We start from the raw sequence: 17,427 nt of genomic DNA on the forward strand, positions 1-17,427 counted from the left end.
CTATCTCCGTGTTACCGATACAACAATTTCTGTTCCTGCTTCTCTAGCACTTTGAATTTTTAACTGCGCCCCAATGCGACTGGCTCGTTCCGTCATTCCCAGTAAACCAAAGCCTTTACTAGTAGAGGAACTGTCGAGTGTAAATCCTCGTCCGTTATCTTTAACTCGTAAGATACACTGTGTCAGTTCATAGATTAACTGAATTCTAACTTCGCTTGCTGCTGCATATTTAATTGCATTTGTCAATGCTTCTTGTCCAATTCGCAGCAGATTATTTTCTACTTCTGCTGGCAGGGGATACGCCGTACCGAACGTTTCACAGACGATGCGCGTTTCTGCCGACGATTGCATTTGGGTAACTAGGCGATCGAGTGCCTCAGACAACTGACCGTTCTCTAGTAAGTAGGGACGACGCAGAGCTTCTACCGAGCGGCGTGCCTCGGCTAACCCAGAGCGTGCCAATTCTTGTGTTTGAGTGAGATGTATTTGTGCTTTGACTGGATCTGCGGTCAGTTTGTTTGATGCGGATCTTGAGTGAATGATAATGGCAGTAAAGGTTTGAGCTAAAGTGTCGTGGATTTCTCTTGCCATGCGGTTGCGTTCTTCGATAACTAACGTTTCTTCGGCTTGTTTGCGTTCTCGCAGTGCCGTGTTGTGCTGTTCGCTAATGTCTGTAATTAGACCATAGTATCCTTTGACTCGATCGTTGGCATCGAAGTCGGGAATATAGGTTGCACTAATATACCTTTTGCCAGATGGATAAAAAACTTCTGCCTCATAGTTTACAGCCTGTCCTTCCAGCGCACTTTTGATGTATGGCTCTAGCAGTTGATAAGCTACTTCACCAAGAAATTCGCGATTGCGCTTGCCGATAATTTCCTCGCGGCTACAATCAAACCAAACTGCACAGGTTTGGTTGACAAATCGATAGTACTGATTGATATCGGTGTAAAAGATACAAGCGGGGAGTGCATCCGTGATTAATCGTAATTCTTTTTCTCGTAAGTGAAGCTCGTCGTAGACATCGCACAGTGCAGCTTTACTTTCCTGCAATGCTGCCGTTCGTTCTGCAACCTTTTGCTCTAAGGTACGGTTGTAATTAGCTAACAGTTTTTCTGTCTGTTTGCGATCGCTAATATCTTGAAAGGTAGAGATCGCATAGATAATATTTCCCTTTTCATCAAAAACTGGCGTGCTAGAAACCGATATGGGGATAGTTCGCTCCAGACAGCGAAATTCTATATCGTCAACGGTAACAGTTTCCCCTGCTAACGCTCTAAAAATGGGAAGTCGCTCCACAGCATACAATCGATCCGTTCCTGCCTGGTAAACTTGGATCTGTTCTAATAATTCTTCGGTAATGGTTTCAGGCATAGCGTTGATGCCACATAACTTGTAGTTCATTTGATTGACGTAGCAAATACGTCCATTACTATCGATGACTGTAATTGCCACTGGCATCGCATTGATAAATTGAGTTAAACGGCTTTCCCGTTCTTTCACTTCAGCGTAGAGTTTGGCATTAGTAATTGCGATCGCCGCCTGTCCCGATAAAAGTTGTAAGCTTTTTAAGCGATCGCTCTTAAAAGCTCCAGTCGTAAGATTATTTTCTAGATACACAATGCCGTTGAGTTGCCCTTGGTAGAGAAGCGGCACACATAAAATCGATTTGGGCTGATGCTCTTTAACGTAAGGATCTAGAGTAAATTTACCCTCACGAGTCGCATCAGTTAAGACTACGCTTTCTTTAGTACGAATTACATAGTCGATAATTGTTGTAGGGAGGCGATTTTTAATTAGAGTAGACTGCAATACTTTAACGCTGCAAACGTCATTACCCGTACCGACATCCATTTCACAAGCAGCCTCAATTTTCCATTCCCCATCCGCTTCTAAAATCAAAAAACCTGTTTGCGCCCCAGCATTTTCGATTAGGATTTTCATTAAAGAAGACAGTAACTTATCTAAAATAATTTCACTCGAAATTGCTTGAGAAGCTTTCATTGCTGCTGCCAAATCTAAAGCTTCTTGAGAGCTACCAGCGCTCGTCGTGGTAACGGAATTCTTCATATAGGTATTTGTTGTCCGATTGACAGTGTGAGATTGAGTCAGCAAGTGCGGATATTTTGCTTCTATATCTGCAACTTTGGCTTTTGCTCCCCAGCGATCGTAGCAGTAGTGAGCTTCTCTCATGTAGGTTTGGGCGATCTTTTCTCGACCTCGCGCCAGATAATGCTTGGCTGCTAACTCGTAAGCCAAGGCTTCTTCTTGTAGATACTCATTATTTCTAGCCCCTTGAATTGCTTGCTCGTAAAGTTCTTCTGCTTCAAAAAATTGACCCAAAATTCGCGCTTTTTCTGCTTCTACCAGATCGTATTTGTGCTGATAATTAGTTGGAGCAGAATTTGCCCATTCCTGCATCTTTTCCTGGTTGCTGATTATTTTGGGCAACAGCAGTTCTCGTTCTGAAAAAGAAACAAGCTGATATAGCTGAATCTGAGCTAAAGAATCATAAAAATAGAATAGAGATATCGAAAAATTTCCTACTACTCCGTCTAAATAAAGTTCGGTCTGAGAGGCATACTCCACTGCCTGTAAAACATCTTCAAATAAATAATTTAAAATGAGTTTATCTAAATACAGATGATGAAGGTGAGTTCTATCATTTGCTTCAAGATGAATTGGTAAAAATTGATTTTCGTCATAGCAATCGCCCAGTAATCGACCTGGATTTTCAACTCGTTCTGCTTGTAAATTAAGGATAACTTGCTGCAATCTACGGAGATAAGTCAGCATATTTTCCTGTTTGAACTGAATTATCGCATCACTGTAGCTCTCGATCGCCGATATCACTTTTTTCAATTCTAAACCAGCAAAATATGAGTGCAGACAGCTAAAATTTGCAGCATATGCGCTAAATTCTATATTTCCTGTTTCCAGCCCAGTCTCATATGACTCTTGAAGTAAGGGTAGAGTTTGGCGAATAGGATCTTTACAGTGCATAATATGTCCTGCAACTATCTCTAGAACCATACACTTAAGCTTTTTATCGTCTAATCGCTCAGTTAAGCTTAATGCTAGTCTTCCAAACCGATAAGCTCCTGCAAAATCTCGCATTACACCATTGAGAATTAGCCCACCGTAAGCAGCATAGGCATGAGTTGAGAAGGACGTATTTCCATATCGCGCTGATAAATTTATCTGCTCTAATACAGTCAACGGTAGTAGTAGAGGAGCAACCTGATGTCCTGCTGCAACCAAGCTTGATAAGATCTGCATAGCAGCCAGTTTATCTGGCTCCTGCATTAATGGTAGCTCTAACAAATCTTCAATATGTATGGCACTAAAGTATTCTGCCGTTTCTGTTATTCGCCGTCGAACATCAATTTCTGTTGGCATCTCTGGCAGAGCTATACCCAGCAACTCTAAAACTTCTAAGCCAATCTCAATCGCCTCGGTTTGCCTACCCTGCACCATGCAATTTTGAATTTTAGTTTCATAAACTTTTATCTTATCTAGAACCGTATTGGCGCGTTCTAAAACGACGGCTGCCCATCGCTCCATTTGCCGAACGTCACCATACAGGTATGCTGCTTCTGTTGCTTCTTCGTGTAGTGCCAGGGTCAAAGCGTACTGAAACTGCCAGCTATCAGCAGCTAGTAATTCTATTCCTGTCGTTAGATATTGTAGTGCAGCACTATAGGCTGATGTTTTTTTGGCTCTCTGTCCTGCGATTAGATTTAATTTGGCTATTTTGTTTCGCTCTTGTCGCTCCGTGACTAGATTAAGACCTAAATTAAGGCAATCGACGATTTCAAATAATTTATCTGGGATAGTGCCAGGCTCGCTACTTTGCCACAAAAGATATCCAATTTGTAAGCGAACGGCTTGTTGTCGATCCTCAGCAATTAGCGCGTAAGCAGCTTGTTGAATGCGATCGTGTAGGAATTTATAATTTTGAATCAATAATGCTTCATCTAGTCTGGATACGGGCAGAATCAAACCTAACTCAATTGCTTCGACTAGTTTGGGAAAAATTTCGTGAGGCAATTTTTTACAAACGATCGCAAGGGTATCTAAATCGAAGTCAGCACCCACACAAGCTGCTAATTGTAAAATCTGCTGCGTTGAATTTGACAGTTTTTTCAATTTAGCAACAGTCATCTCCACCACATTGTCAGTGATATTTTTGGCTTCGATTTGAGTAATATCCCAGTTCCATTTTGGTTTTTCGTCTAAGCTAAACTGCGAATTGTCAGGCGAATTAAAAGTAATTAAATTTTCTGCATACAGCGTTTTGAGAAATTCATTAATAAAGAAAGGATTTCCACCAGTTTTAGCCATGACTAGCTCGGCTAAGGGTTTTACGGTGCTAGTGTCACTGTGCAAAGTTTCGGCAATGAGTCGAGCGATCGCTTCTAGTCTTAATGGTGCTAAAGTAATTTGAGCGATCGCCACAGCTTCTTCTTTTAATCTCTCAACTGTCATCATTAAAGGATGAGTTGGGTAGACTTCATTATCTCGGTATGCCCCAATTAAAAATAGATATTGCGTCTCGCGATCGCTCATCATCAATTCGATTAGCTTTAGCGTTGCTGAGTCTACCCACTGAAGATCGTCTAGAAAGATAACTAAAGGATATTCGTGGGAGCAAAACACCCGAATAAAGTTTTGAAAGACTCGATTAAATCGATTTTGAGATTCTGTTGCACCTAAATCTGGTACGGCTGGCTGTATGCCGACGATTGATTCTACTTCGGGAATTACGTCAATAATTACCTGTCCGTTTGCACCCAAAGCCGTTAATAGTTTTTCTCGCCATCGTTGCAGTTGCGTTTCTGACTCGCTCAATAGTTGCTCGACCAATTCTTGAAAAGCATCTACAACAGCCGAGTAAGGAATATTGCGCTTAAATTGGTCGAATTTTCCAGAAATAAAATAACCACATTTTTCAGTAATCGGTTTGTAAATCTCATGCACCAGATAGGATTTTCCAATACCAGAATATCCAGCAACTAGCAGCATTTCAATTTTGGATTGACGATCGTTTGTTGTCGCTACTCGTTCAAATGCTGTTAGTAATGTCTCAATTTCTGTTTCACGTCCATATAGCTTTTGCGGAATTTGAAACTTGTTAGAAATGTCGTGCGAACCCAAGGGAAAGGTTTCCAGGCAACTCTTTGTTTCTAACTGTTTTAGACATTTTTCTAGATCGGTTTTAATTCCCCAAGCACTTTGATATCGTTCCTCAGCATTCTTTGCCATTAATTTCATTACAATTGCTGAAACGATTGGGGGAATTTCTAGATTTACTTCATGAACTGGAATTGGTTGTTTGGCAATATGGCAATGTACTAACTCCAACACGTCAGTTGTAGCAAAAGGCAACTTTCCTGTCAGCAATTCGTAAAAGGTAACGCCGAGAGAATAAAAATCGGTGCGATAATCGAGACTGCGATTCATCCTTCCCGTTTGTTCGGGGGACATATAAGCAAAAGTGCCTTCTAAAATATTTAGATTTTTAAAAGTTGGATTGGTGCGAGTCAATCGAGTTGCAATGCCAAAGTCAATAATTTTGATAATTCCCGTTCGTGGATTGAGAACGATATTGCTGGGGTTTATATCTTTGTGAATGACATTAGCAGCATGAATTTTGCCCAAAATTTCGGTAATGGCGATCGCCAGACGGAGAAATTCGGCTAAGGGCATCGGACAAGAAATTTCTTTAAATTCCCTTAGTTTGTATAAGGATTCTCCGCCAAAATCTTCGAGGATAATAACTAAAGTTCTTTGATAATCTTGTTGGTTATAAGCTTCAATAACGCCTTCTAGATCGAGAGAGCGTGTAATTTCATATTCTTGTTTGTAGCGAATTAGTTCGGCACTTGTAGGATAGTTTTGTTTGAGAACCTTCAGCACGACCGCCGTATTATCCGCTCGCCTAACTGCCCGATAAACGAGGGAATTGACACTTTCGTAGATTTTAGTTTTGACGCTAATGTCGGGTAGGGCGATCGCCATCGTACACCAGGAAAATTGCCTGCGGTAAAACTCGATTTACCTTTAATATACTTTTAATTCTTCGCTCGCGATCTCGTTTAATAATTTGAATATTGGTGTTGGTGATTTTAGGTATGAAACAGTTGACGATACTGTTCGTAACTCTTGAATTTCAACTCTGTTTTATTTACCAACGCTACATGAGAAAGTTTTAAATTCCACCGTAACTTATCAATTTTGACTTGTTATATTTTGGTAAGTGTTGGCATAGTTAAGTAAAGTTTCAAACAGAAACAGCAAAAGAATTAGCCATGAATACAGAGCAGAAAACTCACCTAATTCACGATCGAAATTCACGAGGTAAGACCTTGACTGGCTGGTTAGATAGCCGTCATACATTTTCATTCGGTGGGTTTTACGATCCGAATCGAATGGGCTTTCGCACTCTCCGAGTAATTAACGAGGATCGCGTTATTCCAGGAGCGGGGTTTGGCACTCACAGCCATCGAGATATGGAGATCTTGACCTACGTACTGAGCGGAGAAATCGCACATAAAGACAATTTGGGCAACGGAGAAATCATCAAGCCTGGTGATGCTCAAATTATGAGTGCGGGAACGGGCATTACCCATAGCGAATTCAATCCTTCGCAGTCCAAACCAGTTCACTTATTGCAGATTTGGATTCTACCCGATCGCCAAGGAATTAAGCCACGCTACGAGCAACGTAGTTTTTCTCCAGTAGAGAAGCAGGGTAAGTTGCGACTCATTGCCGCACCCGATGGACGGAATGGAGCAGTAACAATTTATCAAGATGTCGAAATCTATGTAGCCCAGCTCGAACTCGGTCAACCCCTCAATTATCTGGTAAAACCCGAACGGTATGCCTGGGTGCAAGTGACACAGGGCAATCTCACCATAAACGATGAAATTCTCAAAGCAGGAGACGGGGTACAAATTAGTGGTGCAGAAAATCTAATATTTCACACAGATATTGGAGCAGAGATCTTACTCTTCGATTTAGCTTAATTGTTTTTTACGAATAACCTCGAATTTATTGCGATCGTTGTGATTAATTTTTTCTGTGTTGGCATTTTGGCAACAGCGTAACCGATTTTACATCACGATCGCGTTAATTGTGCTGGTAATTCTCATTCAAATAAGTCAATTCGTTAGTATTTCAACCTACTTAATGTCTCACTGAAGATAGTTCTATGGCACCTACTTCGTTACTAATCGAATTTGGCGAATATTGTTATTAATTAGCTGTCAAACTCATTTTGAAACAGTAGTGATACTTCTGCCGTAGCCACTAAAATTGGCAATTCTCTTAAGTTCCTGCTTAACACATCGATCTTGAATGGTCAGAGCATGAGGTCGAGCTTCATACTGAAACAAGTCAGCAATTAATCTACTATTTTACAAAGTATCTCGACAGTCAAATTTATCTTTTTCTAATTGATTCATACCTACTTAATTTAATTAACAAGGAATCTCATGCCTACAATTACGACTGAAGACGGAACTCAAATCTATTACAAAGACTGGGGCAGAGGGCAGCCCATCGTTTTTTCGCACGGTTGGCCTCTGTCTGCTGACGACTGGGACACTCAAATGATGTTCTTCTTAAATCACGGTTATCGAGTTATTGCCCACGATCGGCGAGGTCACGGACGATCGAGCCAAGTCAGTGACGGACATGACATGAATCACTACGCCGACGATCTTGCTGCGCTTACCGCGCATCTCGATCTAAAGGATGCTATCCATATTGGTCACTCGACCGGTGGTGGAGAGGTCGTCCGTTACATAGCACGTCACGGCGAAAGTCGTGTCGCCAAAGCGGTACTCATTAGTGCAGTGCCGCCACTAATGGTAAGAACTTCAGCAAATCCTGGCGGTCTGCCCAAAGAAGTATTCGATAACTTCCAAGTGCAGGTAGCCACCAATCGGGCACAATTTTATTGGGATGTGCCAGCCGGTCCTTTTTACGGTTATAACCGACCAGATACAAAAGCATCCCAAGGTGTGATTGAGAATTGGTGGCGACAAGGCATGATGGGCGGGAGTAAGGCTCACTATGATGGCATCGTGGCTTTTTCCCAAACCGACTTTACGGAGGATCTGAAGAAAATCTCGGTGCCGACTCTGATCATGCATGGCGATGATGACCAAATCGTCCCTTATGAAAACTCTGGACTGCTGAGTGCTAAGTTGGTGAAGAACTCAATACTTAAAACTTACAAAGGATTCCCACACGGCATGCCGACAACGAACGCAGACCAGATCGATGCCGATCTTCTGGAATTTATTCAATCGTAAAGACTTTGTCCAGTTAAGTTCCCCAGAAGAGCAGTTATTGTTTTTGCTAGTACTACTGGTTGGCTTTCCTGCTGGCGCGATCGCTGACATTATCGATTGTCGTTCGTTTGTTATCGGTAATGAAGTACCAATTGTCAAACATTTCATTATCATTCACTAGAGACTACTTCAGCAATACTCGAAGCTGCGCTAGAAGGAAAAATGCTAATTTCAAAAAAAACAGGACTATTCACACCCATCAGACTTGGTTCCTTAGAGCTTCCCAATCGGATTATCATGTCTCCGCTGACTCGTCTCAGGGCTACTCCAGACTGTGTTCCTACGCTGTTAATGGCTGAATACTACACTCAGCGTGCCACAGCAGGACTCATTATTACAGAAGGAACCCATCCGAGTCTAATGGGACGAGGGTACACAACCTCTCCTGGACTGCATAACAAGGAGCAGGTTGCAGGTTGGCGAAAAGTGACAGATGCGGTTCATGCTGCTGGAGGACGGATATTCGTGCAGCTGATGCACGCTGGACGGGTGACACACTCATCACTTTTACCCAATTGTGCCCGCCCGATCGCACCTTCGGCTATTCCAGTGGTGTCAGAACAAGTCCGCATTTGGGACGGCAAAGTCCCGTTCGAGACACCTCGTCCATTAGAGTTGGACGAAATTCCCCTAATAGTAGAAGAATATCGCAGATCTGCGGAACTGTCGATTGAGGCAGGTTTTGATGGCGTGGAACTTCATGCCGCAACTGGATATCTACCAAACCAGTTTCAAGTCACAGGCTCCAATCATCGCACGGATGCCTATGGCGGCACCTTGGAGAATCGAACTCGCTTTACCCTTGAAGTGGTCGAAGCTTTATGTAGCGTTCGGGGAGCAGATCGGGTTGGGGTAAAAATTGCCCCTGGTTTTACAGTCAATGACACATTCGATGACGATCCTGCCGAAACTTACATCTATGTCGCCAAGGCACTCAATCCATTTAAGTTGGCATACTTACACGTTGGGTATGAACGAGGTTACACCAGAGGTACTGCGCCGAACTTCAATCCCATCGATCTCCTGCGTTCTGTTTACCAGGGAACGCTGCTGGCTGTAGGTGGATTTGACCGTCAGCAAGGCGATGAAGCCATCAGAAGCGGACGGGCGGATGCCATCGTTTTCGGGCGATCGTTTATTTCTAACCCCGACTTGGTAGAACGGCTACGGCTCGATGTTCCGTTAACTGAAGCCGATCTGAGCACTTTCTATGGCGGTAGCGAGTTCGGCTACACAGATTATCCAAATTACCTTAGTAAATAACCGTAATCTAGAGCAACAATGAATAAATCCTGCACTCATCTCGATCTAATCCATGCCGTAACACCAAGTGCCAATGGCTGTAAAGACTGTTTGGCAATAGGCGATCGCTGGGTTCATCTACGCCTTTGCCTGACTTGCGGTCACGTAGGATGCTGTGATTCTTCCAAAAACAAACATGCAACAAAGCATTTTCAGGCTACCCAGCATCCCATCGTCGAGTCGTTTGAACCTGGCGAGGATTGGCGTTGGTGCTATATCGACAATACGTTCGTTTGAGTTAGTTAAATTAAGACATACAATTTACCTTATCTCCAGTAGCCCATGCATCTACTCAACCCAACCGATCTAATTCGAGAACGCTATGGCAGCAACGTCTTCAATCCAGAACACCTCTGGAATGAAACCCTAGCAACACTACTGTCTCACCGCTCGGTGCGTGCCTATCTACCCGACGAACTACCGCCTCAAACCTTAGAAACTCTGATTGCGGCAGCCCAATCAGCAGCAACATCCTCTAATCTGCAAACCTGGAGCGTCGTAGCCGTCCAAGATCCGTCTCGAAAAAACACCTTGGCTCAACTTGCTGGTAACCAGGCACACATCCGTCAGTGTCCTTTGTTTCTCGTTTGGTTAGCCGATCTAGCTCGACTGGATTACCTTGCCGCTCAGCAAGGGATGACCTCTGACGGCTTGAATTACCTGGAAATGTTTGTCACTGCCGTCATTGATGCGGCTTTAGCGGCACAAAATGCCACGATCGCCGCCGAGTCGTTAGAATTGGGCACGGTCTATATTGGTGGCATTCGCAACCAGCCGAAACAAGTAGCCGAAACACTTCAGCTACCGCCCCATCTATTTGCGGTTTTTGGCATGTGTGTCGGCTATCCCGATCTGGCAAACTTAGCAGCAGTTAAGCCCCGATTACCGCAAGCGGCTGTACTTCATTACGAAACGTACGATCTTACTCAGCAAGAAGCGGCAATCGCTCGGTATAACGAGGTAATGCAGCAGTTCTATGCGTCTCAGCAGATGAATGTTTCTGGAGATTGGGTAGAGCATTCCCTGAAGCGAGTCGCAACAGTACAGTCATTGGGTGGACGCGATCGGTTGAGAGAAGTTTTACGTCAACTTGGATTTTCACTGCTGTGAGGTCATTTCAAAGACAACTTTAGTTAGAGTTATCCGTTTGTACCGAGATAAATTCATCAATCCATCATTCTAAAGTACAAAATTATCAACTTTGAATAGTTACTGTTTTTCTATGAGGAATTGCATTATGGCTAGCAATATTGAAATAAACAAATCTATACCGCACGAGCGATGGGGCGAATTTTTTGACCAATTTTCTAATGGTAATCGAGGTCGACATATCTCGATTGAAATCATTAGTTCAGAATTTGGTGACGAAGAATTGATTCGGGACGCACCATTAATGGCAATTGTTTACGATCGCCCAGGTAAAGGTAACGCTCTGGTGATTGAGGTGGGTAAAAATGAAGTGTCTTACGCCCACACAATCGATGCACCCACTGAAGTTTTAATAGGACAAAGTTCAACTGGTCAAATCGCAGCACTCTGGATCGATGACGCTGGTGGGACAAAAACGTTAATCAAGCTACAAGCGAGTTGAGCGATCGCAATAAGCTGTAGAAGCAACTATTTCCAAAGCAGAGTTTTACAGTCTGCTTTAAGATCGTCTGCTTAGATCGAGAATAATTAGGCATCGTCGCCAGGAAAATGCAATGACTCCAAGAGCAACAGACAACCGCGCCCTGTTAAGCAGCATGATTACTCGGTGGCTCGTTCACTGGAATATTGCTGCGATCGCTCTTAGTTAAGTTATGAGAGCAGGTCCACCCATTCATCAAGCGATTAACTAAACTCAGTATAAACTTTAGAACGTTTTACTAAGCTAGATAAATAATCTAATTGTGAAGTTTAAAAATCATACTATGTTACAGTTTGTTAAAGATGCTGGAATGGCTTTACTCGGCGGTTGGATCATTGGAGTTGCCTTTGCTGGAATGAAATTAGTTCCTCCAGTTCCGCCGCTAATGGGATTAATTGGAGCCTCTGGCGTATTGATTGGTGGCTTTTGCTATGAATTATTAGTCAAATTGCTTTTTAAGCAATAGTTGTTCTTAAGTTTATTCACTATTACAAATACAATTCCATAACTTAGGTAAAGACTTATGCTATCTGTCCGAATCAATCATTTTGGTTCACCTTCAGAATTACAGCTTGAGGAGCTACCAAAGCCTTCAGTATCCAGAAATGAAGTCTTGGTAAAGATTCACGCTGCAGGGATTAACCCTGGTGATGTCAAAAATGTAGCTGGTACGATGCTACATACAAGCCTGCCTCGCACGCCAGGACGCGATTTTGCGGGAATTATGGTAGAGGGGTCCGACTCTCTTCTGGGCAAAGAAGTCTGGGGAACGGGAGGCGATATCGGATTTATCCGCGACGGGACTCATGCTGAGTACATTCTTTTACCACAAACTGCAGTTTGTGCGAAACCTAGTAACTTATCGATGGAGCATGCAGGCTCGATTGGAGTTACTTACGTTACCGCCTGGTTATGTCTAAATGCAGTCCAGTTGAAGGCTGATGAAACTGTGCTAGTGGTTGGGGCAACAGGCGGAGTGGGCAGTGCTGCCATCCAAATTGCTAAGTGGCAGGGAGCGCGAGTCTTGGGAACAGTAAGACGAGAAAGCGATCGTCATCTAGCTCGACAATCTAATCCCGATGTTATTCTCAATCTAGATGGAGAACTAGACAAAATTGTTTTGGTCGCCACTAATGGCGAAGGTGTCAATGTTGTCGTAGATACGGTAGGCGGAGCAATGGTCGAACCATGTCTCAAATCCCTCAGTCATCGAGGGCGGCTAGTGGAAATTAGTGCTCCTGCTAAAGAACGACGTATTAGCTTTGACGCGATCGACTTTTATCACCGAGAGTCGCGTTTAATTGGTGTGGACAGTCGATCTCTCGATAGCTCGGCTTGTGCTCAAATCTTAACAACCATAACACCAGGCTTTGAGACTGATGCCTTACATCCAATTGGCGAACTGCACTCCTACCCTCTGCAAAGTGTTGCTACCGCGTACGAGCAAGTGCTCAACCGTAGAATGTCTGGTCGGGTATTACTCACACCTCAGTTTGGGTAATGAGCAGAACCAGTCCAATAAGGTATGGAAACAATCTAAAAAGGTAAAATTGTTGGATCTCAAGTATTTGAGCGACTAAATATAGCATGACTACCTTTTCATCAAACTACATTTGTCAAATTAGACTGTAATCTAAATTAAGTTAGCTAACACCTACCGTTTCCCATTATGTCTAGCATTATTCAACTACTTGCTCCCCACATTAAAGATTTAGGAGGATTTAATGCTCGTCGCAGCTTGCCTCATGACGAAAGGATGATGATTGGTTCATTTATTTTCTTCGACCATTTGGGTCCTGCTGTTTTTCCTCCAGGTAAAGGAGTTGACGTGCGCCCTCATCCTCATATCAATTTAGCAACAGTTACTTATCTTTTCGAGGGTGCATTATTGCATCGCGATAGTCTTGGCAGCATTCGTGAAATACAACCTGGTGCAGTTAATTGGATGAGTGCGGGTTCTGGTATCGTTCATTCAGAAAGAAGTCCTCAAAGCGAACGCAACAGAGAAAGTACACTCCATGCCATACAAACTTGGGTAGCCTTACCAGAAGCCGAGGAAGAGAGCGAACCCTGGTTTCGTCATTATCCTAGTGCTGATATTCCGACATGGACGGAGAATGGAGTAGATATCACTCTTATTGCAGGAGAATCTAAAGGCAAAATTTCTCCCGTTGAAATTCTGTCTCCTACTATTTATCTCGATTTGGTTTTTACTTCAAAAGGTAAATTTATGCTTTCTGCCGAGTGCAGCGAACGAGCTATTTACAGCATTACACCAGGAATCGTTGTTGATGGGCAACAGCTAGAACAACACCAAATGGCAGTTCTTGCGCCTGATAGTGAGGTTGAGATAACTGCAAAGTCAAATGCTCGGTGTATGGTTATTGGTGGCGAACCTGTCGGAAAACGCCATAAATGGTGGAATTTTGTCTCCAGCCGCCCAGAAAGAATCGAACGAGCCAAGCAAGATTGGCAATCGGGCAAATTTCCTCAAGTTCCACAAGAAACCGAATTTATTCCTCTTCCTGAAGAAGAAATTGCCAGACCACAACCTCTAAGTTAAATTGTTCTTTTTAAAACTCTCAGTATGCGATCGACTGGTACTTTTTCATAGTTTATGCTCTTAATCGGCGATCGCTTTATTGATGGATGTCAAGATTACGAATGTTTTATTGAATGTAGCACGAAACTGTTTACGACCATTTTTGAGTTTGTTTTTTAAATACTTCACGGAACAAGATGATTTTTTTTAGTTAAACTATGAGTCTTACTATCTTTTTTCTGCGTCACGGAGAAACAACCGCCAGCCGCTCTGGAACTTATTGCGGTACTACAAATATTGAATTGACCCAACAAGGATTACAAATGGCAGAGGATTTTGCCGAGGCTTATCGCTCTTTGCCCTGGCAGGCAGCTTATGTTAGTCCTATGTATCGAACGGTGAGTACTGCTAAACCCCTGTGTAAAGCTATAGGGATTGAAATGCAGCTACGAGAAGGCTTAAAAGAAATTGCTTATGGAAAATGGGAAGGGTTAGCTCCCGAACGAGTAGCAAGAGAATTTCACGATGATTATTTACGTTGGTTATCCGACCCTGGTTGGAACGCACCAACTGAAGGTGAAAAAGGAATTGAGATCGCACGCCGCAGTTCTTTGGTTCTAGAAGAAATCGAACAAAACCATCCTACGGGAAATGTTCTAGTAGTTTCTCATAAAGCGACAATTAGAATTATACTTTGTTCTTTATTGGGCATAGACATCGGGCGTTTTCGCGATCGTATTGGTATTCCTGTAGCTTCAATTAGTATTGTCGAATTTGGCATTCGAGGTCCTTTAGTGCAAATCATGGGCGATCGCTCACATCTAAGATTGACTTTACGCCAAAGACAGGGACATTAAAATATTGATGTAGTGTTTTAGTGATGTTTGCTGCCGAGTTTGATATCAGTGCCAGCATACTTAAAATAAAGCACTCGATCGCCAAGTTTGACTTCAATTGGGGTACGACTGCCATCATGACCTGCTCCTACTACTACTACGCCGATTTAAGGCTTTTCTTTTGCTGTATCGGGTAATAAAATTTCTCCAGCAGTTTTTTCTTCTGCTGCTTGAACCTTAACAAAAACGCGAGCGCTCAAAGGCTTAATTGTTGAGACTGGTAAGGCTACTGTTGCCATAGATTACCCGTCTAATTATGAGGCAAAGAATAAAATGAATACAAATTAATTTGTTGGTAAGTAATAAGGGAAAGTGGCAGCGCTGACACTTTCCCTTCAAGTTTTAGGCGTTGGCTGCTGCTTCTTCTACTATTGCTTCTGTTTCTGGTAGAGAATTATTGGCTCTTGCCTCATCACCTAAACTAACTTTTACCACTCGCTGTTTTGCTTCTTCTGCTTTGGGTAAGGTTAGAGTAAGCATACCTGCTTCATAATTAGCAGTCGCTTCACTGTTAACTATAGGTACGGGTAAAGAAATCTGTCGCTGGAACTTGCCATAATTAAATTCCGAATGCAAGTATCGTGATGATTTTGCTTCTAAGCGATGGCGTTCTCCAGAAATAGTGACAGAGCTTCTAGTAACTTGGATATCGATATCATTGCCGTCCAAACCAGCAAGCTGCACTCGCAAGATTAAATTATTAGAGTCATCTAAAAGTTCGATTGCAGGAGTCCAAGTGGAGTAGTTCTCGTAACCAGCGCGATCGATATCATCAAAGACTCGATCGATCTGCCGACGCAATGAATCCATTTGTTCAAAGGGTGATAAGCGCACGATTTTCATAACGCAATTTCCTCCGTTATTAATGTGTCTCAACAAACCGTTGAATAAATAAATTGATTGAAATAAAGCTAGAAGTTATGCCTAATTCTTTATCGAATGAATTAGTACTCTTGACTTCTGAGTGCTAATTTAGCAGAACTTTTTTTAAATTGACAACTTTACTTAAAGTAGGGTTTCCCGAACTAAAGGCTTTGCTTAATTTATTACTTAAGTATTCAGCCACCATGCCAAACAAGCCCGATATGTTATTGCGAAGACTGTCGTGAAATATTCCTCTAATTTTAGTTGCAATGGAATAGAAGTAAGTCGTTCGTTTAATCGAATTTGGTATCTGTTCACGATCGAACTAAGATTGACTCAAAAAGAAAGTCGAATTATATGTTTTTTTATTTATTATTCAAATGACGATAGACACTTAAATGTTCTGCTAAAAAGGTTTTCTGAGTAAATAATTTTAAAGAACGCTCCAAAGCTTTTTTGCCGTACTGACTTCTTTCTTCTGGGGATAGTAACAGTAACTTGAGAATTGCTTCGGCTAACTGTTGGGGACGACCAGCACGAACTAATAAGCCCGTATCGGCGATCGCTTCTCTCACACCTCCCACATCGGTTGAAACAATGGTCGCACCAGACAGCATAGCTTCAATTACCGCAAAGGGAAAACCCTCAGAAATACTTGCCATTGCTACCACATCGGCTTCACTATAGGCTCGCCAGGGTTCGCTGGTAAAACCTGCAAAATTAATAGTTTCTTCTAAGTTATGTTTGCGAACGCTTTCTTGGCATTTGGCAAAGTATGCCTCATCAGAAGGTTTGCCATAGAAGCGAAACTCTACATTGGGAACTTGCTCTCGTACAACTGCTGCCGCTTCGATTAAGTCTAGCTGTCCTTTGAGAGGAAAGATCAAGCCCATGTTCATTACCTGCGGGCGTTCCTTTTTTACTGGCGGTGTAGGATGAAACTTGTCGGGATCGGCACCATTGTAAATAACTTTGATTTTCTCGGGCGGTACTCCCCACCAACGCTCCCAACGGGCATTATATTCACATACGGGCGCGATGCGATCGGCAAAGTGAAAGTTGAGTTTGACTACTGCACCCATCAGACAATATAAAAATTTACGGACGAACAAAGAAGGAATGCTGTGGTTGAGATTTAAATACTGTTCGCGAATATTGATGCCGTGTTCTGTCAGTAAATAGGGCGTATTTCGCTGTAGTTTGGCGATGACGCAGGGCAAACCACAAAAAGCTGCTGCTGAAGAATGAGTAATGTCGGTTTCGGGAACGGGTACCTGAATAGGAATGAGTAACCGATACACCAGGCGCATCGCTTCTGTTAATTCGGCTAGAGTAACTCCGATTAAATTCTGCTTTTGACAATAACTAGTGGCTAGATAACGAAAAGTCGACCAAACCAGCACCGAACTCATAGTTTGGTGATAGTCGTATTGCAGAAAGTATTCATGGATCGCCAACAGCAAGTAACCTAACTTTTCTGGCTTTAACTCGTCAAACAACACCGCCCGTAGCCAAGTCTCAAACAAAGGCATAAATCTGGTTTTAATTATGCGATCGCTATTGTCGAGCTTGCTTTTAAGTGCTAGAGAAAAAGGGAAACGCCAGCTATATTCAACAGGATCGTCTGTTCCCCACAACGGTATTTTGATAACTTCTAGTACATTGGAAGATAATTCATAATGTCTTTTGAGGTAGGGATTGGCAACAATCGACAATAGCTTAAAATCTACCTCTGGTAGCTGATGGGTTAGCACGTGACACCAGGTACTGACCCCACCCTTAGCAAAAGGATAAGTTCCTTCGGTGGTCAACAGTACCAGAGGACGAGCCACC

Annotated in this window: 14 protein-coding genes and 1 pseudogene; 11 read left to right on the plus strand and 4 right to left on the minus strand. The window is 42.8% G+C overall.

Annotated features, from left to right (window positions below; translation table 11 throughout):
- Positions 1-6,021: an AAA family ATPase gene (locus KV40_RS07175; protein WP_036479422.1), complete on the minus strand. Its 6,021-nt coding sequence runs from the start codon at positions 6,019-6,021 to the stop codon at positions 1-3.
- 290 nt (positions 6,022-6,311) lie between these two features.
- Here KV40_RS07175 and KV40_RS07180 point away from each other — a divergent pair, with 290 nt between their 5' ends.
- The 11 genes from KV40_RS07180 (at position 6,312) to KV40_RS07220 (ending at position 14,691) form a co-directional block, all read left to right on the plus strand.
- Entirely contained in the window at positions 6,312-7,028 is a 717-nt protein-coding gene (locus KV40_RS07180; RefSeq protein WP_036479424.1) for a pirin family protein, read from the plus strand.
- Between the two features lie 468 nt (positions 7,029-7,496).
- The gene (locus KV40_RS07185; protein ID WP_036479427.1) at positions 7,497-8,321 is read left to right on the plus strand and encodes an alpha/beta fold hydrolase; all 825 of its coding nucleotides are present in this window, start codon (positions 7,497-7,499) and stop codon (positions 8,319-8,321) included.
- Entirely contained in the window at positions 8,290-8,481 is a 192-nt protein-coding gene (locus KV40_RS34735) for a hypothetical protein (protein ID WP_156113970.1), read from the plus strand. The genes KV40_RS07185 and KV40_RS34735 overlap by 32 nt, the downstream gene beginning before the upstream one ends.
- A gap of 41 nt (positions 8,482-8,522) precedes the next feature.
- Positions 8,523-9,623 (plus strand): alkene reductase, encoded by a 1,101-nt coding sequence (locus KV40_RS07190; protein WP_036479430.1) that lies wholly within the window; start codon positions 8,523-8,525, stop codon positions 9,621-9,623.
- Between the two features lie 18 nt (positions 9,624-9,641).
- The gene (locus KV40_RS33190; protein WP_072013792.1) at positions 9,642-9,899 is read left to right on the plus strand and encodes a ubiquitin carboxyl-terminal hydrolase 14; all 258 of its coding nucleotides are present in this window, start codon (positions 9,642-9,644) and stop codon (positions 9,897-9,899) included.
- Between the two features lie 45 nt (positions 9,900-9,944).
- Positions 9,945-10,772: an NADPH-dependent oxidoreductase gene (locus tag KV40_RS07195; RefSeq protein WP_036479433.1), complete on the plus strand. Its 828-nt coding sequence runs from the start codon at positions 9,945-9,947 to the stop codon at positions 10,770-10,772.
- Between the two features lie 112 nt (positions 10,773-10,884).
- Positions 10,885-11,253 carry a DUF5335 family protein gene (locus KV40_RS07200; protein WP_216595555.1) on the plus strand — a complete coding sequence of 123 codons (369 nt, stop codon included), beginning with the start codon at positions 10,885-10,887 and terminating at the stop codon, positions 11,251-11,253.
- Positions 11,254-11,554: 301 nt separating this feature from the next.
- Positions 11,555-11,758, plus strand: coding sequence for a hypothetical protein (locus KV40_RS07205; protein WP_216595556.1), 204 nt, complete (start codon positions 11,555-11,557; stop codon positions 11,756-11,758).
- 57 nt (positions 11,759-11,815) lie between these two features.
- The gene (locus tag KV40_RS07210) at positions 11,816-12,793 is read left to right on the plus strand and encodes a zinc-binding alcohol dehydrogenase family protein (protein ID WP_036479441.1); all 978 of its coding nucleotides are present in this window, start codon (positions 11,816-11,818) and stop codon (positions 12,791-12,793) included.
- Between the two features lie 168 nt (positions 12,794-12,961).
- Entirely contained in the window at positions 12,962-13,855 is an 894-nt protein-coding gene (locus KV40_RS07215) for a pirin family protein (protein WP_036479442.1), read from the plus strand.
- A 197-nt stretch (positions 13,856-14,052) separates the two neighbouring features.
- Positions 14,053-14,691, plus strand: coding sequence for a histidine phosphatase family protein (locus KV40_RS07220; RefSeq protein WP_036479444.1), 639 nt, complete (start codon positions 14,053-14,055; stop codon positions 14,689-14,691).
- 17 nt (positions 14,692-14,708) lie between these two features.
- Here the strand turns inward: KV40_RS07220 and KV40_RS07225 are convergent.
- From KV40_RS07225 to pelF, 3 genes and pseudogenes are all read right to left on the minus strand, one after another.
- Positions 14,709-14,969: pseudogene (locus tag KV40_RS07225) on the minus strand (co-chaperone GroES).
- A gap of 103 nt (positions 14,970-15,072) precedes the next feature.
- On the minus strand, positions 15,073-15,573 hold the full coding sequence (locus KV40_RS07230; RefSeq protein ID WP_036479447.1) for an Hsp20/alpha crystallin family protein: 501 nt from the start codon (positions 15,571-15,573) through the stop codon (positions 15,073-15,075).
- Positions 15,574-15,959: 386 nt separating this feature from the next.
- Positions 15,960-17,426 (minus strand): GT4 family glycosyltransferase PelF, encoded by a 1,467-nt coding sequence (gene pelF, locus KV40_RS07235; RefSeq protein ID WP_036479449.1) that lies wholly within the window; start codon positions 17,424-17,426, stop codon positions 15,960-15,962.
- Between the last annotated feature and the right edge of the window lies 1 nt (position 17,427).

Source organism: Myxosarcina sp. GI1 (assembly GCF_000756305.1).
Classification (GTDB): domain Bacteria; phylum Cyanobacteriota; class Cyanobacteriia; order Cyanobacteriales; family Xenococcaceae; genus Myxosarcina.

Bases quoted from the DNA above. Each gene is read 5' to 3' on its own strand.
- KV40_RS07175 (WP_036479422.1), bottom strand. From the start codon at position 6,021: ATGGCGATCGCCCTACCCGACATTAGCGTCAAAACTAAAATCTACGAA.
- KV40_RS07180 (WP_036479424.1), top strand. From the start codon at position 6,312: ATGAATACAGAGCAGAAAACTCACCTAATTCACGATCGAAATTCACGA.
- KV40_RS07185 (WP_036479427.1), top strand. From the start codon at position 7,497: ATGCCTACAATTACGACTGAAGACGGAACTCAAATCTATTACAAAGAC.
- KV40_RS34735 (WP_156113970.1), top strand. From the start codon at position 8,290: ATGCCGATCTTCTGGAATTTATTCAATCGTAAAGACTTTGTCCAGTTA.
- KV40_RS07190 (WP_036479430.1), top strand. From the start codon at position 8,523: ATGCTAATTTCAAAAAAAACAGGACTATTCACACCCATCAGACTTGGT.
- KV40_RS33190 (WP_072013792.1), top strand. From the start codon at position 9,642: ATGAATAAATCCTGCACTCATCTCGATCTAATCCATGCCGTAACACCA.
- KV40_RS07195 (WP_036479433.1), top strand. From the start codon at position 9,945: ATGCATCTACTCAACCCAACCGATCTAATTCGAGAACGCTATGGCAGC.
- KV40_RS07200 (WP_216595555.1), top strand. From the start codon at position 10,885: ATGAGGAATTGCATTATGGCTAGCAATATTGAAATAAACAAATCTATA.
- KV40_RS07210 (WP_036479441.1), top strand. From the start codon at position 11,816: ATGCTATCTGTCCGAATCAATCATTTTGGTTCACCTTCAGAATTACAG.
- KV40_RS07215 (WP_036479442.1), top strand. From the start codon at position 12,962: ATGTCTAGCATTATTCAACTACTTGCTCCCCACATTAAAGATTTAGGA.
- KV40_RS07220 (WP_036479444.1), top strand. From the start codon at position 14,053: ATGAGTCTTACTATCTTTTTTCTGCGTCACGGAGAAACAACCGCCAGC.
- KV40_RS07230 (WP_036479447.1), bottom strand. From the start codon at position 15,573: ATGAAAATCGTGCGCTTATCACCCTTTGAACAAATGGATTCATTGCGT.